At 29.0% G+C, this 24,199-nt stretch carries 20 protein-coding genes and 1 pseudogene; 17 read left to right on the plus strand and 4 right to left on the minus strand.

The annotated features are described in order from the left end of the window. Positions 1–70: 70 nt before the first annotated feature. The 15 genes from KGF42_RS06305 (at position 71) to KGF42_RS06375 (ending at position 18,637) form a co-directional block, all read left to right on the plus strand. Complete coding sequence (locus KGF42_RS06305; protein WP_054274739.1) at positions 71–676, plus strand: accessory gene regulator ArgB-like protein; 606 nt, start codon at positions 71–73, stop codon at positions 674–676. A gap of 3 nt (positions 677–679) precedes the next feature. Then, complete coding sequence (locus tag KGF42_RS06310) at positions 680–826, plus strand: cyclic lactone autoinducer peptide (protein WP_227822442.1); 147 nt, start codon at positions 680–682, stop codon at positions 824–826. 294 nt (positions 827–1,120) lie between these two features. Next, on the plus strand, positions 1,121–2,500 hold the full coding sequence (gene scfB, locus KGF42_RS06315; RefSeq protein WP_227822441.1) for a thioether cross-link-forming SCIFF peptide maturase: 1,380 nt from the start codon (positions 1,121–1,123) through the stop codon (positions 2,498–2,500). 28 nt (positions 2,501–2,528) lie between these two features. Further along, on the plus strand, positions 2,529–3,026 hold the full coding sequence (locus KGF42_RS06320; RefSeq protein ID WP_054274736.1) for a gamma carbonic anhydrase family protein: 498 nt from the start codon (positions 2,529–2,531) through the stop codon (positions 3,024–3,026). A 297-nt stretch (positions 3,027–3,323) separates the two neighbouring features. Further along, on the plus strand, positions 3,324–4,988 hold the full coding sequence (locus KGF42_RS06325) for an ABC1 kinase family protein (protein ID WP_227822440.1): 1,665 nt from the start codon (positions 3,324–3,326) through the stop codon (positions 4,986–4,988). Between the two features lie 12 nt (positions 4,989–5,000). Then, the gene (gene recJ, locus KGF42_RS06330; RefSeq protein ID WP_227825983.1) at positions 5,001–7,451 is read left to right on the plus strand and encodes a single-stranded-DNA-specific exonuclease RecJ; all 2,451 of its coding nucleotides are present in this window, start codon (positions 5,001–5,003) and stop codon (positions 7,449–7,451) included. A 12-nt stretch (positions 7,452–7,463) separates the two neighbouring features. Next, a complete protein-coding gene (locus tag KGF42_RS06335) occupies positions 7,464–7,976 on the plus strand; it encodes an adenine phosphoribosyltransferase (RefSeq protein ID WP_054274733.1) in 513 nt (170 codons plus the stop codon). A 73-nt stretch (positions 7,977–8,049) separates the two neighbouring features. After that, on the plus strand, positions 8,050–10,257 hold the full coding sequence (locus tag KGF42_RS06340; protein ID WP_227822438.1) for a RelA/SpoT family protein: 2,208 nt from the start codon (positions 8,050–8,052) through the stop codon (positions 10,255–10,257). A 24-nt stretch (positions 10,258–10,281) separates the two neighbouring features. Next, positions 10,282–10,731 (plus strand): D-aminoacyl-tRNA deacylase, encoded by a 450-nt coding sequence (gene dtd / locus KGF42_RS06345; RefSeq protein ID WP_227825984.1) that lies wholly within the window; start codon positions 10,282–10,284, stop codon positions 10,729–10,731. Between the two features lie 14 nt (positions 10,732–10,745). Continuing rightward, positions 10,746–11,360: an MBL fold metallo-hydrolase gene (locus KGF42_RS06350; protein WP_054274730.1), complete on the plus strand. Its 615-nt coding sequence runs from the start codon at positions 10,746–10,748 to the stop codon at positions 11,358–11,360. Between the two features lie 89 nt (positions 11,361–11,449). Beyond that, positions 11,450–13,009, plus strand: a complete 1,560-nt coding sequence (locus tag KGF42_RS06355) for a coproporphyrinogen III oxidase (RefSeq protein ID WP_227822436.1) — start codon at positions 11,450–11,452, stop codon at positions 13,007–13,009. Beyond that, positions 12,999–14,261, plus strand: coding sequence for a histidine--tRNA ligase (gene hisS, locus KGF42_RS06360; RefSeq protein ID WP_227822435.1), 1,263 nt, complete (start codon positions 12,999–13,001; stop codon positions 14,259–14,261). The genes KGF42_RS06355 and hisS overlap by 11 nt, the downstream gene beginning before the upstream one ends. A 73-nt stretch (positions 14,262–14,334) precedes the next feature. Beyond that, positions 14,335–16,122 carry an aspartate--tRNA ligase gene (aspS, locus tag KGF42_RS06365; protein ID WP_227822434.1) on the plus strand — a complete coding sequence of 596 codons (1,788 nt, stop codon included), beginning with the start codon at positions 14,335–14,337 and terminating at the stop codon, positions 16,120–16,122. Positions 16,123–16,584: 462 nt separating this feature from the next. After that, positions 16,585–17,817, plus strand: coding sequence for a cytosine permease (locus tag KGF42_RS06370; RefSeq protein ID WP_227822433.1), 1,233 nt, complete (start codon positions 16,585–16,587; stop codon positions 17,815–17,817). Between the two features lie 13 nt (positions 17,818–17,830). Next, the gene (locus KGF42_RS06375; protein ID WP_227822432.1) at positions 17,831–18,637 is read left to right on the plus strand and encodes a nitrilase-related carbon-nitrogen hydrolase; all 807 of its coding nucleotides are present in this window, start codon (positions 17,831–17,833) and stop codon (positions 18,635–18,637) included. Between the two features lie 111 nt (positions 18,638–18,748). On the opposite strand, the gene KGF42_RS06380 is transcribed toward KGF42_RS06375, so the two are convergent. After that, positions 18,749–19,618: a LysR family transcriptional regulator gene (locus KGF42_RS06380; protein WP_227822431.1), complete on the minus strand. Its 870-nt coding sequence runs from the start codon at positions 19,616–19,618 to the stop codon at positions 18,749–18,751. Positions 19,619–19,791: 173 nt separating this feature from the next. Here KGF42_RS06380 and KGF42_RS06385 point away from each other — a divergent pair, with 173 nt between their 5' ends. Next, positions 19,792–20,853: a DUF917 family protein gene (locus KGF42_RS06385; protein ID WP_227825985.1), complete on the plus strand. Its 1,062-nt coding sequence runs from the start codon at positions 19,792–19,794 to the stop codon at positions 20,851–20,853. Positions 20,854–21,117: 264 nt separating this feature from the next. Beyond that, positions 21,118–21,228, plus strand: a pseudogene (locus tag KGF42_RS20435) (DUF1177 family protein); the annotation flags it as partial. A gap of 65 nt (positions 21,229–21,293) precedes the next feature. Here the strand turns inward: KGF42_RS20435 and KGF42_RS06395 are convergent. From KGF42_RS06395 to KGF42_RS06405, 3 genes are read right to left on the minus strand one after another with little or no spacing between them, the layout of a single operon-like run. Then, a complete protein-coding gene (locus KGF42_RS06395; protein WP_054274724.1) occupies positions 21,294–21,563 on the minus strand; it encodes a hypothetical protein in 270 nt (89 codons plus the stop codon). Positions 21,564–21,565: 2 nt separating this feature from the next. Next, positions 21,566–23,008: a Na+/H+ antiporter NhaC gene (gene nhaC / locus KGF42_RS06400; RefSeq protein ID WP_227825986.1), complete on the minus strand. Its 1,443-nt coding sequence runs from the start codon at positions 23,006–23,008 to the stop codon at positions 21,566–21,568. Between the two features lie 24 nt (positions 23,009–23,032). After that, positions 23,033–24,199, minus strand: a complete 1,167-nt coding sequence (locus KGF42_RS06405; RefSeq protein WP_227825987.1) for a MalY/PatB family protein — start codon at positions 24,197–24,199, stop codon at positions 23,033–23,035.

Below are 24,199 nucleotides of genomic sequence, written 5' to 3' on the forward strand. Positions count from 1 at the left end.
TTGTAAAATATATTGAATTTTCTCAAAAAAGAATGTATTCTATATACGTAAAATTTTTTTGGAGGTAAAAATGTTTAAGAGATATGCTGATAAAATGACATCTGTTCTAATTTGTAATAATGTGATAGATAATAATGAATCTAAAGTCTATTCTTATGGATTTGAAATATTAATAGCTTTTATAATTAATATAACCACCATGATGTTTATAGGTTTTTTATTTGGTAAATTTACATATATATTATTTTTTTTAATGTGTTACTGTCCAATAAGACAATTTTCAGGAGGGTATCATGCAGACAACTATTTTAGATGTCTATTAACCTTTGTTTTCATAATTTTATCTACAATATTAATTATAGAAAATCTAAATATAGACTTATTTAAAAATATCATTGCGATTATTGCTAGTATCAGTTGGGTTGGAATTTGTATTCTATGTCCAATAGAACATAGAAGTAATCCTATAAATGATAGAGAAAAATCAGTTTACAAAAAAATTGCTATGTTTATATCTACAGTAGTGTTATTAATGACAGTTTTAAGCTTTTCTTTGAATATCTTTGTAGATTATTTCACATATAGTGCATTTGCTATGTTTTGGATTTTTATAATGTTAGTATTAGGTAAATTAAAAGCTAAAAATATAAGTAAAATATGTATGAGGGAGAATTAAGTTATGAAGAAGTGTATTGTAAAATTTATGCAGTTTGCTAGTTCATTAGCACTTAGTACTGCTGTCTTGTCAGCTAATAGTACTTGTCCATGGATTATACATCAGCCTAAGGTACCTGAAGCAATTAGTAATTTAAAAAAGATAAATTAAATACAAGCAATTATTTATACAAAATTATTATAAAAAAGAAATTATTATATTTTAATAAAATAAAAATCATATAAAATCAGGTACAAAATTTATTTTATAGGAGCCTAATACTTATTTGATAATATATTAGTGCGCTAATTTAGGGGGATATAGTGTATTCAATGAAATGACTTACGAGCAGTAAGTCATTTTTGTATTGTATGTATTTTAGGTAAACTTATGATATAATGAAGGGTAAAGTTTAATTAAAATAATAAAAAACTTTAGTATAGATAGTAATTTAGGAGGTAGGTTATGAGTATGATACATAAATTTTCTATGAATGGATATAATATCGTTTTAGATGTGAATGGTGGAGCTGTTCATGTGCTAGATGATGTTGCATACGACTTATTAGATTTTTATAAAGAAAAAAGTAAAGAAGAAATATTAGAGGTATTAAAATCAAAATATCAAGAAGAACAAATAAATGAAGCATATAAAGAAATATCAAATTTAGAAAAAGAAGGTCTTTTATATACAGAAGATACATATCAATATCATCCAAGTTTTGTAAATAGAGAGCCTGTGGTAAAAGCTTTATGTTTAAATGTAGCCCATGATTGTAATTTAAAATGTAAGTATTGTTTTGCAGCTCAAGGTGATTTTGGAGGAGAAAAAGAACTTATGAGTTTTGAGGTAGGTAAGGCAGCAATTGACTATTTGATTGCTAATTCAGGCAGTAGAAAGAATTTAGAGATAGATTTCTTTGGTGGAGAGCCTTTGATGAATTTTGAAGTTGTAAAACAATTGGTTGATTATGGAAGAAGTATTGAAAAAGATTATAATAAAAATATAAGATTTACAATAACTACGAATGGTGTACTGTTAAATGATGAAATTATAGATTATATAAATGAAAATATGCATAATGTAGTTTTAAGTTTAGATGGAAGAAAAGAAATTAATGATAATATGAGACCAACTTTAAATGATAAAGGAAGTTATGATATTACATTACCACGATTTAAGAAACTTGTGGAAAAAAGAGCAAAAGATAAATATTACTATATAAGAGGAACTTTTACGAGAGATAATTTAGATTTTTCTAAAGATGTTATGCATTTTGCAGATTTAGGATTTAAATTAACATCTATAGAGCCAGTCGTTGGAGATGAGAGTAATCCATATGCACTTAGAGAAGAAGATTTACCTAAAATATTTGAAGAGTACGAAAGGTTTGCTGTAGAGTATGCAGATAGACAATTACAAGGAGATGGATTTAAATTTTTCCATTTTATGGTAGATTTAAATCAAGGACCATGTGTAATAAAGAGAATAATTGGATGTGGGGCTGGAAATGAGTATCTTTCTGTAACACCAAGTGGAGATATTTATCCATGCCATCAATTTGTTGGAAATGAAGAATTTAAAATGGCAAATATATTTGATGAAGAAATCGTACTTCCAGAAAACTTAAAAAATATGTTTAGAGAAGCTCATGTATACACTAAAGAAGAGTGTAAACAATGTTGGAATAAGTTTTACTGTTCAGGTGGATGTCATGCAAATGCGATAAACTTTAATAATGACATATCAAAACCATATGAATTAGGCTGTGAAATGCAAAGAAAACGTACAGAGTGTTCTATAATGATACAAGCTAAGTTGATGTTAGAAGGAGCAACTAACTAAATTTATACTTTAAAGGAGTTGTTTATATATGATTAGAGATTATTTAGAAGATAAGCCTTTAATTGATGAAAGTGTATTTGTGGCAAAGTCAGCAGATGTAATTGGAAATGTTAAAATAGGTAAAGATTCAAGTGTATGGTATAATGCAGTAGTTAGAGGAGATGAAGGACCAATAACTATTGGAGAAAATACTAATATACAAGATTGTTCTATAGTGCATGGAGATACGGAAACTATAATTGGTAACAATGTGACAGTTGGACATAGGTCAATAGTCCATGGTTGCAAAATTAGCGATAATGTGTTAATTGGCATGGGTTCAATAATATTGGATAATGCTGAAATAGGAGAATATACTTTGATAGGAGCAGGTACATTAATTACATCTAATAAGAAGTTTCCACCAGGTGTTTTAATAATGGGTTCTCCTGGAAAAGTTGTTAGAGAACTTACAGAAGAAGATAAAAGATATATTGATGAATCCTACAAATGGTATCTAGAAGCAGCACAAAATCAAAAATATTAAATTAGAGAGTGGTTGTTTCAAAACATATTTAAATCTGTTTTGAGGCAACCACTAATTTATTTTATTAAATTTGGTCGATATTTTAGTTTTCAAAAAGTGTCTGATTAAAATAAGTATAGAATGTCAAAAATAAAAATTAACTATGCTAAATAATTTTAATAAAATTGCTAGTATGTGTGATAAAATTAAATATTAAAGAGGATATAAGATATTAGAATATCAATTGGTAAAATAATGTCATATACGATAAATTAAGGTGTAAGTTTTTGAGTATACCTATTTTAGGAGTGAAAAAATTTGAGAATAAGTTATAGAAATTTAAAGCGATATAGAGAAATCGGATATGTTTTAATAAAGTATGGTTTTAGTTTTATTGTAGAAAGATTAAATATAGAAGGAATTGCCTATAAAATACCTCTGTTTGACCCACCAGAAGAAATAAAAAACATGACAACTGGTGAGAGAATAAAAAGAGTTTTAGAAGAATTAGGGCCTACATATATAAAAATAGGACAGATATTAAGTACAAGAAAAGACTTACTAGACCAAGATATAATTGATGAAATATCAAAACTTAGAGATGATGTAGAGAAATTTGACTCAAATATAGCTATTGAGATATTTAAAGAAGAAGTGGGGTTAAGTATAGAAGAAGTATTCTTAGAGTTTAAAGAAGAACCAATAGCAGCTGCTTCAATTGGTCAAGTTTATGAGGGTGTACTTAGAACTGGGGAAGAAGTAATTGTAAAAATTCAAAAGCCCAATATAGAGAAAATAATAAAATCTGATTTAGAGATTCTTAGAACGATTGCAAATACTTTAAAAGATTTAAAAAAAGACTTTAACTTAGATTTAGTACAAATGATTGAAGAGTTTCAAACTCAATTAATGAGGGAACTTGATTACACTTTTGAAGCCATAAATGCAACTAAATTCTCTAGGATATTTAAAAATAGTGATGAAGTATATATACCTAAAATATACCCAGAATATAATACTAAGAAAATTTTAGTAATGGAGAAAGTTAATGGCACAAAGTTAAGTGATGTAGAAAAAATAAAGAGGCTAGGTTATAATACAAAAACTATTGTTGAAATAGGAGTTAGGTCTTTTTTTACACAGGTATTATCTCATGGTTTTTTTCATGCAGACCCACATCCAGGTAATATATTCGTAGTTGCTAAAAACAAGATAGCATATATAGATTTCGGAATGATTGGAATTATTGATAATAAAACTTTAAACCAATTAAATGAGATTGCACTAGCAGGTGTAGAAAAGAATGTTGACAAGATAATATATTTATTGATAGAAATGGATGCATTAAATGGAGAGGCATATATTAAAGGGCTTCGACAAGATTTACTTTATCTAATACATTACTACTATGATATTTCTATAGAAAAAATAAATGTAACAGATATATTAAATGAACTATTTAGATTTTTTAGACAGTACAAAATAGTCATGCCTGCACAATTTGTAACTCTTGCCAAGACTGTCATAACATTAGAAGGAACAAGCAGAACTTTAAATACAGATTTTTCTTTTGGTTCTATGGGAAAAGAGTTTATGAAACATCATTATAAGAATAAGTTTAACCCTAAAAATGTTATTTTAAATTCAAGACAAAATGTAGAAGAAATATTACTAGATGTAAAAACTATTCCAAAGCAATTAAAAGCAATTTTAAAAAATATAGAAAGAAATAACATAAAAATGCAAATTGAAGATGTTAAAATGACAAGATTAGAAAATTGTATACTAGAGTTAACGTCTCAAATATCTCTGAGTTTGGTGTTGGCATCGATTATAGTAGGTTCTTCTCTTATAATTGCATCTCCAAATATAGAAAATAATATATGGATAAAGTTTACTGCAATAGCAGGTTTCTTTATCTCTTTTATAATAGGTCTTTGCTTAGTTATAAGAAGTATTAGGTCAAAATACAAAAAAGATTAGGGGGAATTAAATTTGAAAAAATGGATATTAAAATATAAAGGGAAGATAGAAGAAAGTGAATTTAGTAAAAAACTTAATATTTCCCCGGAAATCTGCCAAATTTTAAAAAATAGAGGGATATGTACTGAAAAAGATTCAGAAATATTTATGAATCCATCTTTAGATTACTTAAGAGACCCTTTCTTGATGAAAGATATGCAAAAAGCTGTTGATAGAATAAAGTCAGCTATTGAGAAGAACGAAAAAATTTGGATTTATGGAGATTATGATGTTGATGGTGTGTCATCTACTTCTATCTTATGTTTATATTTTAAGAGTATAGGTTATCATGTTGATTACTATATTCCTAATAGATTAGAAGAAGGGTATGGTATAAATGAAGATGCTATTAAGCTTATAAGCTCTAGGGGATGTGACTTGATTATAAGTGTTGACTGTGGAATTACTTCAGTATCTGAGGTCAATATAGCGAATGATTTGGGTATAGATATTATAATTACAGACCATCATGAATGTCAAAATGAAATTCCATCGGCTTTTGCAGTTATAAATCCAAAACAAGAAGATTGTAATTATCCATTTGATTCGTTATGTGGATGTGGTGTAGCATTTAAAATGATTCAAGCCTTGACTCCAAAAGAAGAATTTAAAACTAGCATGTATGATTATTTAGAAATAGTAACCTTGGCAACTATTTGTGATATTGTTCCACTTATAGATGAAAACAGAATAATTGTAAAAAATGGTTTAAAATCAATGAAAGAAGGCAAAAATATTGGATTAAGAGAACTTATAAAAGTTTGTGGTGTAGAAAGCGATAAAATAGGTTCTTCTCATATAGGTTTTGCAATAGGTCCTAGGATAAATGCTTCAGGCCGATTGGGATATTCTTACTTAGGAGTAGAACTGTTTACTACTCAATCGCAAGAAGAGGCTGTAGAAATAGCTAATATATTAGAAGAAAAAAATAATGAAAGACAGATGATAGAAGCTAAGATGTACCATGAAGCTGAGGAAATGTTAAAGTCTAATAGCAGATATAATGATGATAAAGTGTTGGTTTTAGCTAAAGAAGGTTGGCAACATGGAATAATTGGAATTGTAGCATCAAAGTTAACTGAAAAATACTACAAACCAACAATTCTTTTAGGTATAGAACATGGAGAAGCTACTGGTTCAGCAAGGTCGATAAAAGGATTTAATATATTTGAAGCTCTTGTAAAGTGTAAAGATTTAATGAACAAGTTTGGTGGTCATGAACAAGCTGCAGGATTATCCTTAAGTTCAGATAAGGTTGAAGTTTTAGCTGATGAAATAAATAAGTTTGCAGATTATAATTTAACTGAAGATGATATGATAGAAAATGTAAATGTTGAATTTGAATTACAAGAAAATGTAATAAATTTAAATCTTGTAGAAGAATTACATAAGTTAGAACCTTTTGGATTAAATAATCCAAATCCTAGGTTTATAGTTAGAAATTATACTTTAAAAGACTTAAAAGTTATAGGTAAAAATCAACAACATCTAAAATTAAGTATAGAAAAAGAAAAAAGCTATGAATGTATAGGATTTAATATGAGTCATTTAAAATCACTGTATAGAGTAGGAGATAAAGTAGATGTATTGTTCCAATTAGATGAAAATAACTATATGGGAAATAGGAAAGTACAATTCTTACTTAAAGATATCCGATTAGCTCGACCTAAAAATGCAAGTAATGACAAACTTTCATTGAAATTAATGTCAAAAATAATACCAAAAGATACACAAAGCTTGTATAATATATCTGTATCTGATTTTGAATTATTTGATGGAAATACAAATATAAATATATTTGATTATTTTGAAAGAGATACGTTGATAATATCTAATTCTATAAATGGATTTTATAGAGCAATATCAGATATATCACTTATAGATTTGGATTTTAACATAAATTACAATATTATTGAAGATGTTAGCAAAAATACTGATAAATTAGAGCTTATATTTTCTCCTAATATTGATAAAATAGATTTAAAAAGATATAATAATATTATTCTTTATGATTATTTATACAATAAAGGCGAATATTCGTATATATATGAGAATAAAAGAGAAGAAAGTGAAATTATAAAATATTATAATAAAACAGACCTATTATATTTAAAGAATGTAGTTAGTAATATAGTTCCATCAAGAGATGAATTTATAACAATTTATAAACAAGCACTCATAAAAAAAGAAATTGATTTGGATATGGTAAATATAAAGGGAACTTTTAATGTAATTCCATTAAAGTTTTTTACGATATTAAATGTGTTTAGAGAATTAAATTTACTTGACTTTAACTTAAATTATGAAAAAAATTCTGTACTCATAAGAATATTGCCAAAACCACAGAAAAAATTAGACTTAAATGAGAGTTTAATACTCAATAATCTAAAAAATTTAGAAAAACAATACAATAGCAGTTATTAGGAGGCGTTTCCCATGGATTTAAAAAACTTTATAAGGAACATTGATGATTTCCCAAAGCCAGGTATAGATTTTAAAGATGTTACAACTCTATTTAAAGATGGAGAGGCATTTAAATATGCAGTAGATTCTATAGTTGAAGAATTAAAAAATAAAGGTGTAGATTTAGTAATAGGGCCAGAAGCGAGAGGGTTTTTGATGGGTACACCTGTAGCATATGCTCTAGGAGTAGGATTCGTTCCAATTAGAAAACCTGGAAAATTACCAGGTGAAGTTGAGAGTTATGAGTATGGATTAGAGTATGGTACGGATACTTTAGAAATACATAAAGATGCAATTAAAAAAGGTCAAAAAGTGGCAATAGTAGACGATTTATTGGCTACTGGTGGAACTATGGAAGCTGCTGCTAAGCTTGTGGAAAAACTAGGTGGAGAAGTAGTTTCTATGCAATTTTTGATTGAACTAGAATTCTTAAATGGGAGAAAAAAGTTATCTAACTATGATGTTAATTCTCTTATAAAATACTAGTACTTTTACAATAGTTGGTATAGCACCAACTATTTTCATATATATTAAAATTTTATATAAAATAGGTGGTTATATGCATGATAAAGAATTACAAGAAATAATTGAAAAAATAAAAGTTTATGCACCTAATGCAAATTTTGAAATGGTTGAAAAAGCCTATAATCTTGCAAAAAAAGCGCATGAGGGACAATATAGAAAATCTGGGGAACCATACTTTATTCATCCATTAGCAGTTGCAAATATTTTAATAGAGATGGAATTAGATATTGAAACTATAACAGCAGGTTTATTACATGATGTTGTAGAAGATACGGAATATACCTATGAAGACATAAAAAAAGAATTTGGCAAAGAAGTAGCGGATTTAGTTGATGGAGTAACAAAGCTTGGTCAAATAAAATATCGTTCAAAAGAAGAAACTCAATCTGAAAACTTAAGAAAAATGTTTTTGGCAATGGCAAAAGATATAAGGGTTATACTTATAAAACTTGCTGATAGATTGCACAATATGAGAACATTAAAATACATGCCTCCAGAAAAAGCAAAATATAAAGCAAAAGAGACACTTGAAATTTATGGAGGTATAGCCCATAGATTAGGGATTTCTAAGATAAAGTGGGAATTAGAAGATAGAGCATTAAGGTTTATGGATCCAGAAGGGTATTATGATTTAGTTAATAAAGTTTCAATGAAGAGAAGTCAAAGAGAGGATTATATACAAGGCATTGTTGAACTTCTTAAAGATAAGTTTAAAGATTTAAGTATACCATGTGATGTATATGGTAGACCAAAGCATTTTTACAGCATTTATAGAAAGATGCAAAAAAAACACAAGACTTTTGAAGAGATTTTTGATTTAACAGCAGTAAGGATATTAGTAGATAATGTAAAGGATTGTTATGCAGTACTTGGTATAGTTCATACATTATGGAGGCCTATTCCAGGCAGATTTAAAGATTATATAGCAATGCCAAAACCAAATATGTACCAATCATTGCACACTACCGTTGTAGGGCCTGATGGAGAACCTTTAGAGATACAAATAAGGACTCATGAGATGCATAATATAGCTGAAAATGGTATCGCAGCCCATTGGAAATATAAAGAAGGTATCTCTAGTAAAGAATCAAAGGTTGAAGAAAAACTTCAGTGGTTGAGACAGATGATGGAGTGGGAAAAAGATTTAAAAGACCCACAAGAGTTTATGGATGCACTTAAAGAAGATGTATTTAATAGTCAGGTTTACGTATTTACTCCAAAAGGAGACGTAATTGAATTACCAGCAGAATCAACACCTATAGATTTTGCATATAGAGTTCATACAAATGTAGGGAATAAATGCGTAGGAGCTAAAATTGATGGAAGAATAGTTCCTATTGATTATAAGCTTCAAAATGGTAATATTGTTGAAGTGCTTACATCATCTAATTCTAATGGACCAAGTAGAGATTGGCTTAATATAGTGAAGACACCAAACGCAAAGAGTAGAATTAGACAATTTTTTAAAAAAGAAAGAAGAGAAGAAAATGTTGACCGTGGAAATACAATATTAGAAAGAGAATTTAAGAAGCATGATATACCACAAAAAGACCCTCTTATTGAAAAATATATGGCATTAGTTGCAAAGAAATTTAATCAGCCAAGTGTTGAGGATTTAGTTGCTACTGTAGGTTATGGTGGTATAATGTCATCTCAAGTTGTATCTAAAGTAAAAGACCTATACTTAAGAGAAGTTAAAAAAGCTAAAAAAGAACAGCAGATACAAGAAGAAGATTTGAATAAACACAATATAAGTGAAACAGAATACAGTAAAAAGAGAAAGAAAAATGCCTCACAAGGGATTATAGTAAAAGGACTTGACAATATTTTAGTAAGATTTGCTAAGTGTTGTAATCCTCTTCCAGGAGATGAAATTGTAGGATATATTACTAAGGGTAGGGGAGTAGCTATACACAGAGCGGATTGCCCAAATGCAAACAATAATGGAGATTTCTTTCAAAATAGATTGGTGGAAGTTTCATGGAGTTCAGCAGGAAAAGGTAAATTTGAAGCAGAGATTCAAATAAAAGCTGTTGATAGAAGAGGAATTGTTAATGAAATAACCCATATTGTTGCGATGGATAAACTTAGTTTAAATGGAATAAATGCAAGAAAAGGTAAGGATAGTATTGTAAGTATAAATTTACTTGTAGAAGTTAATGACACAGAGGAATTAAAAATTCTAATGAAAAAATTAAAAGCAATTCCTGGTGTAGAAAGTATTTATAGAATGACAAATTAGAGTTAAAATAATAGGGAGGAAGCTATGAGAGCAGTAGTACAGAGAGTATCTTCATCTAAGGTTACAGTAGATGAAAACACTATAGGTCAAATAAATAAGGGGTTACTAGTATTGTTAGGAGTGACTCATGATGATAAATCAAGTGATGTAGATTATATGATTGACAAAATATTGAATCTGAGAATTTTTGAAGATGAAAATGACAAGATGAATTTATCTCTAATGGATATAGGTGGAGAGCTTTTAGTAGTATCTCAATTTACTTTATATGGAGATTGTAGAAAAGGAAGAAGACCTGGATTTAGTAATGCAGCTAGACCAGAACTTGCAAATAATCTTTATGAAGAGTTTGTAAAAAAGGCAAAAGATAAAGGTATGACAGTTGGGACAGGTCAATTTGCAGCTCATATGATGGTAGAATTAACTAATGATGGTCCAGTAACAATACTATTAGACTCAAGTAAATCTTTTTAAGGGGGAAAACTTTAATGGTTATAAAAAAATTTGTAGATAGTTATTTTGGAGTAAATACTTATGTATTAGGTGATGAAAATACTAAAAAATGTGCAGTTATAGACCCAGGTGGAAGTTTAGTAGATACATTAAGTTTTGTAAAAGAAAATGAATTAAATATCGAATATATAATCCTTACTCATGGACATGGAGACCATATAGGATATGTTAAAGATATTAAAGAAAAAACTGGTGCTAAAGTAGTTGCACATATTGATGAAAAAGAATTATTAAATGACAAAAATAAAAATCTAAGCTATACAATGAGATGTGGAGCACAAGAGTTTGATGCAGATATCTATGTGAATGATAAAGACAAGCTTGAGATTGGTGAATTAAAACTGACTTTCTTGCATACTCCAGGACATACACAAGGATGTATGTGTATAAGAGTTGAAGATGAAATGTTCACAGGAGATACTTTGTTTGCTGGAAGTATTGGTAGAACTGATTTGTATAGTGGAGACTTTCATCAAATGGAAAAATCACTTAAGAAATTATGTAAATATGAAGATGCTGTTAGAGTATATCCTGGACATGGACCAACTAGTACTTTAGGAGTTGAAAAGAAGACAAATCCTTACATGTAATTTTATATTAGTATTAAAAAAATATAAGATATTTAATAACTACATTAGTAATGGAGTTCTTCTACTGTTAAATAGAAGGAGTTAAGTTGATGTTGTATGTTTTTTTAAAAGGACATGATTATAAGTATGAAGTAGCAGAGCTTATAAAATTGTTTACTAGTGAATTTAAGTTTAATGATTTTAATGATAGTAGTAATTATGTGGAGTCAAAGCATTTAATAAATAGATTGATTTATGATAATGAGATATTGTATTCAAGTACGGAGTATTATGAAAATGGAAACTTAAAGTATGAATCAATACAAAATATAGAAAATATGAACCTTGAATTTTTAGATGAATTTGATGATAGTAAAACTATTGAAGAATTTCTGAATAGGTTAGATAAAGAAAGTAAGAGAAATTTTAAAAAGCTGTGTAAAGAAAGTATCAAAAAAAGCATATTTATAGTGCTTAAACAAATATTTAATTCTTATGTACCATGGGGAATTTTGACTGGTATTAGACCAGTCAAAATTGTCCACAATCTAATGGATAAAAAGCTAGATGATAATAGTATAAGAGCCATTCTAAAAAATAATTATTTTATAATAGATGAGAAAATAGATTTAGCTCTTGAAATAGCTAAAAGAGAGCGAGTGTTTATGTATCCTATAGATAAAAATAAAATTTCTCTTTATGTAAGTATTCCATTTTGTCCAACTAGATGTGTATATTGTTCATTTCCTTCAAATTCCTTAAAGCAATTTGGGCATTTGAAAAGAGAGTATGTTTATAAATTGATTGAAGAAATTAAGGGGTTTGCCAAGATTATTAAGGAGACTAATAAAGAAATTGAAACTCTATATATCGGTGGAGGAACTCCTACTACACTTGATGAGGAAGAATTGGATTTACTTATAAATGCTCTATTTAGAGAATTGGATTTAAGCAAAATTAAAGAGTTTACAGTAGAAGCAGGTAGACCAGATACTATTACCAAAGAAAAATTAAGTGTATTAAAAAAACACAATGTAAGTAGAATTAGTATAAATCCTCAAACTATGAATGATGAGACTTTAGTTAAAATTGGAAGAGAACATAAAGTTTCTGATTTAGTAGATTGTTTTATTATGGCTCGAAATATGGGATTTGACAATATAAATATGGATATAATTTTAGGACTTATAGATGAAGACTTAGACATGGTAAGAAATACATTAGAGGAAATAAAAAAGCTTTCTCCTGAAAGTCTTACAGTTCATACATTAGCTATAAAAAGAGCTTCTAACCTAAATATAAATATGGATAAGTACAAAGAACATTTAACTCAGTATGAAGAAATGATAAAAATGATAGATTTATCAATGAAATATGCTAAGGATATGGGACTTAATCCATATTATATGTACAGACAAAAACATATGCTAGGTAACTTAGAAAATATAGGTTATGCTAAAGAAGGATATGAGTGTATTTACAATATACAAATTATGGAGGAAAAACAAAGTAACTATGCTTTGGGTGCAGGTGCTATATCAAAATTTGTTTATGTAGATGAAGATAGAATTGAAAGAGTAGAAAATGTAAAAAATGTTGAACAATACATTGAAAGAGTAGATGAAATGATAAAAAGGAAGAAAGAAGAGGTATATAAAAATGTTGACTAAAGCTCCTAGAGGAACTAAAGACATAACTCCAAAAGAGGCTTATAAATGGCGTTATGTAGAAAATAAATTTAGAGAAATATGTGCTTTATATGGATATGAAGAAATGGTAACACCTATATTTGAACATACTGAACTTTTTAAGAGAAGTGTTGGAGATACCACAGACATAGTTCAAAAAGAGATGTATTCTTTTAAAGATAAAGGTGATAGAGAAATTACTCTAAAGCCAGAAGGTACAGCTGGTGCAGTTAGAGCATTTATTGAGAATAAACTATACGCAGATACTCAACCAACTAAACTATTTTATGTTACACCTTGTTTTAGATATGAGAGACCACAAGCTGGTAGACAAAGACAATTTCATCAATTTGGTATAGAGTCACTTGGAAGTGATACGCCTTCAATGGATGCTGAAATAATTGCACTGGCTGTTCAATTTTTTAATGAAGTTGGATTAAATGATTTGGTAGTAAGTATAAATTCAGTTGGTTGTCCAGTTTGTAGAAAAGAGTACAATGCTTTATTAAAAGAATATCTTGACTCAAAAGCAGATATATTGTGTGAGACTTGTAATGAGAGAAGAGAAAAAAATCCAATGAGGGTTATAGACTGTAAAAACCCTACATGCAAAGAAAATATCAAAGATATACCATTTATTGCAGACCATTTGTGTGATGATTGTAAAGTTCACTTTGATAAACTTCAAGAATACTTAAAGGAAATGGATATAAATTTTGTAATTGATAAAACAATAGTTAGAGGTTTGGATTACTATAGAAAAACTGCTTTTGAAATTATATCTAATGATATAGGTGCACAAAGTACTGTATGTGGTGGTGGCAGATATGATGGTCTTGTTGAGCAACTAGGAGGTCCAAAAGGGATAAGCGGAATTGGATTTGCATTAGGTGTCGAAAGACTTTTACTTACGCTTGAAAGCAGTGGAATTGAAATAGAAAATCCACAGTCTACAGATATATTTATAGTAACAATAGGTGAAGAAGCAAATACAAAAAGCTTTAAACTATTAAAAGAACTGAGAAAAAATCATATAAGTGCAGATAAAGACCATATAGAGAGAAGTGTCAAAGCACAATTTAAATATTCAGATAAAATAAATTCAAAATTTACAATAGTAATTGGCGATGATGAACTTAAAAACGACACTGCAACATTAAAAAACATGAAAACATCAGAGCAAACTATTGTAAAATTAAGTACATTAGTTGAAGAATTAAAGCAAAAGCTGTAAAATAGGAAAGTATGATGTTTTGTGTATTAGATAAATATATAGCATTAAAATTAAATAAAATGGAGGTAGTATCTTGGAAACTTTAAATGGTTTAAAGAGAACTCACTACTGTGGAGAGTTGAGAGAAAAAAACATAAATGAAGAAGTTGTACTTATGGGATGGGTACAGAAAAAAAGAAATTTAGGTGGTCTTGTATTTGTTGACTTAAGAGATACAAGTGGATTATGTCAAATAGTTTTTGATACAGATGTAGATAAAGAAGCTTTTGAAAAAGCTGAAAAATTAGGGGCTGAATTTGTAATAGCTGTAAAAGGAAAAGTATGCGAAAGACAATCTAAAAACCCTAATATGCCAACTGGAGATATAGAAATATTTGCAACTGAACTTAGACTTTTAAACAAGTCAGAAACTCCACCTATTTATATAAAAGATGATGATGATGTTTCTGAAGCACTAAGATTAAAATATAGATACTTAGATTTAAGAAAACCATCTATGCAGAGAAATTTAAAATTAAGACATAAAGTAATGAATATTACAAGAAATTACTTATCAAATAATAGATTTTGCGAAATAGAAACGCCATTTTTAATAGCTCCAACACCAGAAGGAGCAAGAGATTATCTTGTACCAAGTAGAGTTAATCCAGGAAAATTTTATGCATTACCACAATCACCACAATTATATAAACAGTTGTTAATGGTGAGTGGTATGGATAGATATTTCCAAATAGTTAAATGTTTTAGAGATGAAGACTTAAGAGCAGATAGACAACCAGAGTTTACACAAATAGACTGTGAAATGTCTTTTGTTGAGCAAGAAGATGTTATGAGTATGATTGAAGGTTTGCTTGAAGTGATATTTAAAGAAGTTTTAGATGTAGAATTGACACTTCCACTTCCTAAGATGACTTATGCAGAAGCTATGGCTAGATATGGTTCAGATAAGCCAGATACTAGATTTGGATATGAATTAACAGACATATCTGATGTTGTTTGTAATTGTGGGTTTAAAGTGTTTGCTGATGCTACACAACCAGGAAAAAGTGTTAGAGGTATAAACGTAAAAGGCAAAGCTGACGACTTTACTAGAAAACAAATATCATCACTAGAAGAACATGCTAAGACATATAGAGCAAAAGGTCTTGCTTGGATGAAAGTAGGACAAGAAGGAGTAACTTCTCCAATAGCAAAATTCTTTAATGAAGAGGAAATGAATGCTATACTTACAAGAATGAATGCTGAAGTAGGTGATTTACTTTTATTTGTAGCTGATAAAAATTCAATAGTATTTGATGCTTTAGGACAAGTTAGACTTGAAGTGGCAAACAGACTTAATCTGTTAGATAAAAATGTCTATAATCTATTATGGGTAACTGAATTCCCAGTTTTTGAGAAAGATGAAGAAACAGGTAAGTTCTCAGCAATGCACCATCCATTTACATCACCTATGGATGAAGATTTGGATAAGTTAGAAGAAGGTGACAAGGCATCTTTAAGAGCTAAAGCTTATGATATTGTATTGAATGGTTATGAAATAGGAGGGGGAAGTGTTAGAATATCAAATTCTGATGTCCAGTCAAAGATGTTTAAAGCACTTGGTTTTACAGAGGAAAGAGCTAATGAAAAATTTGGTTACTTATTAGAGGCATTTAAATATGGGACTCCTCCTCATGCTGGTCTAGCTTTTGGACTTGATAGACTTGTTATGTTACTTGCAGGAGCTGATAATATAAGAGAAGTCATTGCATTCCCTAAAAATCAAAATGCTGTTTGTCCTATGACAAATGCTCCTACATTAGCAGAAGATGAGCAATTAGAAGAATTAAGTATAAAAGTTGATATAAAAGATAATGAATAATATGTAGTTGTAAGAAACTAAAATGTAAAAAGTCTGGATATAAAGTGTATTTATATTTAGACTTTTTTTCTATTAGAACTATTTTTATATTTTCACTCTATATATTTTCATAAATTATCCTTGTATTCTCATCCAATGTAATTAAAACACTATATTTAAAAATTTTATCATAAACTTAATTGTTTTAGAAAATACTTTTGTAATGAGTACACGACTTTAATTAAAAAATATATAACAAATTTGAAATAAATCTAATATATGTGTTAATAGATTAAATTAAAGTAACAATTTTAGAATATTTATCTATCTATAACTTAAATTATATTAAATTGATAACAAACTAGATATTATACTTTTTTGTAGAATAGAATTACAATTATATAAAGAAAAATTCTACTAATAGTGAAAAAAAAGTAGAAAAAAGTAGAAAATATTCTTTTATAAAGAAAGGGAGGGATAATATTGCAAGAGAGAGAAGAATTAGTTTTAAATCCAGTTCCAAAAGAGGAAAGAGTTGGATGGTTAGCTCCATTATTTAATATGCTTGGTTCTAACATAGCTATATCTGAACTAATGGTTGGGGGAACTTTAATTTTAGGAATGACTCTTTCTAATATGATTATTACATCAATTATAGGGAACTTAATATTAGTTGCAATTATTATGATACAAGGTTATATAGGTTACAAAGAGGGACTAAATACATATGTATTAGCTAAGGGGGCATTTGGAGAGATAGGAGGAAAGTATCTTATATCTCTATTACTTGGTATAACTAGTTTTGGATGGTTTGGTGTACAAGCAGGAGTTGCAGGATTGTCAGTACAAAAGATATTCCCAAGTGTAAATCTAACACTAGTTACGGTCATACTTGGATTATTAATGGTAGTTTTTGCTTTGTATGGCTTTAAAGCTATGGCTAAGTTTAATTACTTAGTTATACCACCACTTATAATATTAATGGTATGGGGGGTTTTTAAAGCTTTTTCTACTTATGGAGTCGAAGCTATTTACAACTATACTCCTCAAACAACAATGAGTATGGTTGAAGGTCTTAATATTGTAGTAGGTCTTATTATAGTTGGTGCAATTATATCACCTGACCAGTTAAGATACACTAGACGAGTAAAAGATATTTGGATTATTGGTTTTCTAGGTCTAGGTATTATTTCATTATTCCAGCAAGTTGCAGCTGGTGTAATGTCTATGGGAGCACCTACTTGGGATATAACAGAAGTATTGGCTAACTTAGGTTTTGGATGGGTAGCATTTGTTATTTTAATACTTGCATCTTGGTCAACCAACGTATCAAATGCTTATTCTGGTGGATTAGCATTAAAAACTATTTTTCCGAATGTAAAAAGAAATATTTTGACTTTAGCTGCAGGTCTAATAGGTACAATAATAGCAGCTACTGGTATAATATTTAAGTTTCAATCATTTTTATCTTTCTTGGGAATTGCAGTTCCAGCCATAGCAGGAATTATGTGGTGTGAGTATTATTTTATACAGGGAAGAACTTATAAGCATAGAGAAGGAATAAATTGGATTGCAGTAATAAGCTGGTTAATAGGTTTTGCAGCATCATATTATAGTTCAAAAATAAATTTCTTAATACCTCCAATAAATGGAATTGTAGTGAGTATGGTTATTTATTATATATTAATGAAATTTTTTAGAATCAAAGATAAATAAAGGGGGCAATTATATGGGTCGTAAGGTGAAAATAGGTATAATTCAACAACACAGTGTACTTGGAGAGGTTAAAAAAAATATAGAAAAAGCAGTAGAGATGATAGATGATTTAGGAAAACAAGGGGCAGATATAATTTGTTTACCAGAATTATTTGCTACAGGATATAATTTAGAGTCTTTAGGTGGAGTTAAAACATTAGAATTAATAAGAGAACATAATAAGTACATAGAAGAATCAATGTCAGAAGCTGCTAAAAGGAATAATGTATATCTTGTATCTCCATATGGAACTTTAGAAAAAGGGTCTACACATGTTTATAATTCAGCAGTTATATTTGATAGAAAAGGTAAGATTATGGGAGAATACTGTAAAAATCACCTATGGTCATTAGAAGCAGTATACTTTAAAGTAGGGGAAAAAGTAGAGGTATATGATGCTGATTTTGGTAGATTTGGTGTAATGATATGTTATGATGCAGGTTTTCCAGAAGTATCTAGAGAATTGACATTAAAAGGTTCTGAAATAATATTTATACCATCTGCATGGAGAATACAGGATGAAGATATGTGGGATTTAAATGTATCTCAAAGAGCTTTAGAGAATACTGTATATACAGTAGGTGTAAACTTAGTAAGTAATGATTCTAATTTAATACTGTTTGGGAAGAGTAAAATATGCAATCCTAGAGGAACTATAATAACTCAATTAGATACATATCGAGAAAAATATGTATTATCAGAGATTGATTTAGATGAAATAAAAAGGTATAGGGAAGATATTCCATATTTGAAAGATAGAAAAAGTAGCTATAACATATAATTCTATATTATAATACAAGTTCAATATAAAATAACAGAAAGAGGATGTATCAGTATTAAGGCTAAATTTATTATACTTTGATATATCCTCTTTAATACTATCAACTTCGATTTAAATATTTTTAAAATAGTTGATAAGAAAGTTTTTAAACAACATCACAGCTTTAGATTCATAGTTTTCACTAAACCATGAAAGATTTAAATATCTTTTAAATTCAATGTCTTTGATATGTAACAACTTAATCTCAGGGTCTTGAGATAATCCCCATGACTTTCCACATATAAATCCAACTCCTTGAAGTGATTTTATAAGAGCATAAATTGTATATGGTGAATCAGATTCAAACGCTATTTTGGGTTTGAAATTGGCCGATTCACATAGGATATCGATTACCTCTCTATAATTCTCACCCTTCGTTATAACTATAAAGTTTTCATCTGAAACTTCACTTAGATATACTTCATCCTTTAATGATAAAGGATGGTTTATTGAAACTCCTAATAATATTTCCTCACATGTTAAAGTTATACTATTTTCTGAATTTAGTTTTGTAAATGAAGATGATATGTACAAATCAAAATCACTTTTTTTATAAGATGACGGCAAAGTATGTGATACATTAAAAGTAATATTAGGATATAGTTTTCTGAAATTACTCAAAAGTGGTGGTAACACATTAGCCGCTGCAGGAGATAATATCTTTACTTCTCCTGTATTTTCTAAAGAAGTGTCTTGTAACTCCTTTTTTGAACTTTCTACTAAATCTAAAATGCTATCTACTCTTTTTAGAAACAATCTTCCATACTCATTTAAGACAATGTATCTTCCTTTTCTATCAAATAACTGAACTCCAAGTTCTTTTTCTAAGGAAGAGATAGTTTTGCTTAAAGCTGGTTGTGCTATATTTAATTTGTGTGATGCTTTTGTTATGTGCTCCATTCTAGCAACAGTTTGAAAATACTTAAGATGCAATAAATCCATAATATAAAATACACCTCTTTTAATATAACCTGAATTATATAGACTTAATAATTAATTATATATTATACATTATAATACAAAACTTGTATAATAAACTATAATATATCAAAAAGTTATTTAAATAGCTATTAATATACTTTGCATAATCTAACTAATATAAGGAGATTTTTAATATGAAGTTGACTAAAGAAATATTGGAGTATGCTCTAATAGGAGGTACCATTTTAGGTGGAGGAGGCGGAGGAGCAAAGGAAAGTGGAAGAGAGCTTGGAGAATATGCCTTAGAATATGGATTTCCAGAACTAATAGGTATAGATAAATTAGATGATGATGCAATTATTTTAAATGTATCAGCAGTAGGAGCTCCAGCTGCACCACTTAAGTACGCTGATAGCAATGATTATATAAATACAGTAAAAATTTTTATTGATAAATTAGGATTGAATGTACAAGGTATTATTACAAATGAAAATGGAGGATGTGCAACGATTAATGGATGGCTCCAATCTTCTGTACTCAAAATACCAATGATAGATGCTCCTTGTAATGGGAGAGCTCATCCAACAGGTCTTATGGGAAGTCTTGGATTACATAGAGATAAAACATATAAATCTTATCAAGCTGTGTCTGGAGGAAATCCAGAACTTGGCAATCATGTAGAGGGGTTTGTAGGGGGGGCTTTAAATAAGACTTCAGGAATTGTTAGACAATATGCTGTAGCTGCAGAAGGATTAGTGGCAGTGGCTAGAAATCCTGTAAAAGCTTCTATTGTAAAAGAAAATGCTGCGATAGGAGGCATAAGCCATGCAATAGATTTGGGAAAAGTATTTTATTTAGGTTTGGAAACATCAAATGATGAAGCAATAAATAAAGTTGTGGAGTTTTTGGATGGAGAGATAGTATCAGAAGGGATAATAGAAACTTTAGAGTTACAGACTACAGGTGGGTTTGATGTAGGTAAATTGACTGTAAATGGTTGTGAAGTCACTTTTTGGAATGAGTATATGACAGTAGAAAAAGATAATAACAGAATTGCAACATTTCCAGATTTAATTATGACTTTTGATAAAAATACGAGTATGCCTGTTACATCAGCAGAAATTAGAGAAGGGCAAGAGGTAATTTTAATAAAAACTTCCAAAGAGAATTTAAAACTTTCAACAACGATGCAACAAGAAGAACTGCTAAAAGATATAGAGGATATATTAAATAAAGAAATAATTGCATTTAATTAGGATATAGAGTAGTTTAATTGACTGAATAATTACAATTACTTAAATTTAAAAAGAAATAGGTAACTTATAAAATTTAGTAAAAAGTTTATAAAATATAAATAAAATGTTAGTGCCAATATAAATATTAAAGGAGAATTACAAACAAAAGAAACTAAAATTGGATGGTGAGCAAATATGATGTTAAAATAAATTTTAGACATTTATGATATTGTTACAATAACAGGTAAAAATGGAAAATCCTCAGGATGAAGAGCTAAGACACTAGGTGTATTAGGGAGATTAGGGGGAATTGGAGCTAGACCAGAAATGATAGGTATGGTTTCAGATACTGATGGTGCTTTAGTAGCAATATCAGTTGGAGCTATAGAACAATAAATAGAATTTTTAATATACAGATAAATCTCTTTATTGTTCTATAATATTATATTTAATAATTATTTCTATTTTGATACCTTAATTTTAGGGTTTATTATTATGGATATTAATATCATACAAAAACTCAAAATCCAGTGAGTAATTCCAAATTTAGATATTAACAAATTCAATCCTGCTATAGCAAATAAGCAATATTTAATTAGGATTAAAAGTGTATTTATAGAAATTCCTTTTATTGAAAGTATTCTAAATCCTAGGATGGACATTCTAAGTCCTACAAATGCCAATAATATACCTGTAATGTCCTGAATTAAGTAATAGTATTCAAATTTCATACTTAATCAACTCTTTTCTGAACAGTGTCAAATATCTCTGATTCTTCAATTTCATCATCCGTATATGTAAGCATAGTAAAACCAGTCACTCCATAAATAAATGAAATTATAGGAGTAATCCAACTTAAGAAACAATATGGTATAAATTCCAGTGGGCTTACCCCAAGAGTTTGAGCACAGAAAACAGCATTTGAATTCCATGGTATTAGTGGTCCACCAAGTGTAGCTGTATCTTCTATGATTCTAGATAGATTCTGTGGTTTTAATTTAAACTCTTTGTATATTGGAGACATTAAAGTTCCAACAAATACTGAAGTGAACATCATTGACGAACTAAATGCATTTGCAAAGTAACTTACTATAAAAGTAGACCCAACCAGTTTAGTTCTTGATTTTCCTATTTTAGTTATCAAAGGTTGAAGTAGTACTTCTAAGAAACCAGTTTTTTGGAGAATACCAGCAATAACGAAAACTACAAATACTAGTAAAACGGTTTCAGACATACTCATTATTCCACCACGATTTAATAGTTTGTCGGCATAAACAAATCCAGTATCTATAGTAAATCCTGATAGCATGTAATTTAAAACATCACCTATTTTTTCCCCCTCTTGAAATACGGCTATAATAAGTCCCATGATAGCTGAACTTAGTATAGATATAATAGGAGGTTTTTGTAACAATAAAAGTAATAACAAAAACATTATTGGAATCATTGCTACTAAGCCAATATGAAAGTTTGAATTTAATACATTTTTGATTTGATTTATTTGAATGTAGTCTATAGTATTATTTGAATATTTTAATCCAATCACTGTATAAAGAACTATACATATTACATATGCAGGGCCTGTTGTGTAAACCATGTGCTTCATATGTGTAATTACATCTGTCTTACAAACTGCTGCTGCTAAGTTTGTAGAATCTGATAGAGGAGACATTTTATCTCCAAAGAAAGCTCCAGAAATAACTGCACCAGCTGTTAGACCAAGAGGAATACCCATACTAGTACCAATACTCATCATTGCTATACCAGAAGTTCCAAGAGTCCCCCAAGATGTACCAGTAGCGACAGAAGTAAGTGAACAGACTATTAGTGTTGTAAGTAAAAAATATTTAGGTGTTATTATTGTTAGGCCACTATATACTACTGTTGGTATTGTACCAGCAGCTATCCAAGCTGCTATTAGTACACCAACAGAAAGTATTATTAAATTTGATTGAAAGGCATCCTTACCAACTTCAAATCCAAAAGCTTCTATTTCGTCATTAGTATAACCAAGCTTCATAGCTGCAGGAACTACTATAAGCCATGAAAGCAAAAACATTGTAGTTATAGAAGCATTAAATACAACTATGCCAACTGATGTTAGAGCTATTATTGCAAGCATTACTAACAAGGAATATCTAAATGAAGGTCTTTTTCTTTCTGTATCTATTTTCATAGTGCAAATTCTCCTTAAATATTTTTAGTTAATTGCATTTTTTATTCTTATAAGAGCTTCTTCAAGCATACTTCTTGGACAAGCTAAGTTTATTCTTTGATATCCACTTCCTCCAATACCAAAGCCATTTCCTTGATTTAAAGCAACTTTACCTTTCTTTACAAGTATACTTTCTAGTTCCTCATCACTTAATCCAAGTTCACTAAAGTCTACCCATAACAAATAAGTGCCTTCTGGTTTTCTAACTTTAAGTTTTGGCATGTTTTCATTTATATATTTTATAGCAAAGTCTATGTTAGATTCTAAATATTCCAAAAATGATTCTAGCCAAGGTTCGCCATTATTATATGAAGCTTCTGTTGCAACTAAGCTAAAGCAATTATTTCTCTTTATATCAATTCTAGTAAAGGCATCATCTAACAATTTATAATCTTTTTCATCAGGTAGTACTACATATGATGATTGAAGACCAGCTATGTTAAAAGTTTTAGTTGGAGCCATACAAGTAATCGTATTTTTTTCAAATTCTTTAGAAATAGATGCCATAGGAACATGCTTATGTTTTTTTAATATGATGTCACTGTGTATTTCATCAGATATGATTTTTACATTATGCTTAAGACAAATATCTCCTAGTTTTTTTAATTCATCTTTTGTCCATACTCTACCAACTGGATTATGAGGATTACAAAGTATGAATAATTTTACATCTTTAATCTTGTTTTCGATATCTTCATAGTTCATTATGTAGTTTCCATCTTCTAGTTTTTGTAATGGGCTTATAATTAGTTCTCTATTATTGTTTTTTACAACGCTATTAAAAGGGCTATAAACTGGTTCTTGTATCATTATTTTATCGTTTTCTTTTGTAAGTTCGTTTATTAAAAGGCTTATGGCTGGTATTACGCCTGGACTATAAATTAACCACTCACTTTTTATTTTCCAATTATGTCTTCTATCCAGCCAATTTACTATAGATTCATTGTAAGAATCTGGTCTTGTTGTATAGCCATAAATTTCTTGTTCCAGTCTATTTCTTAAGGCATCAATTATACAAGGTGCAGCTTTAAAATCCATGTCAGCTACCCACATAGGAAGTAAATCATTAGTTCCGTATTTTTTATCCATCTCTGACCATTTAGATGAAAAATTATTGCTTCTATTAACAATTTCATTAAAATTATAATTCAT

Source organism: Clostridioides sp. ZZV15-6383 (assembly GCF_020657735.1).
Taxonomy (GTDB): domain Bacteria; phylum Bacillota; class Clostridia; order Peptostreptococcales; family Peptostreptococcaceae; genus Clostridioides; species Clostridioides difficile_D.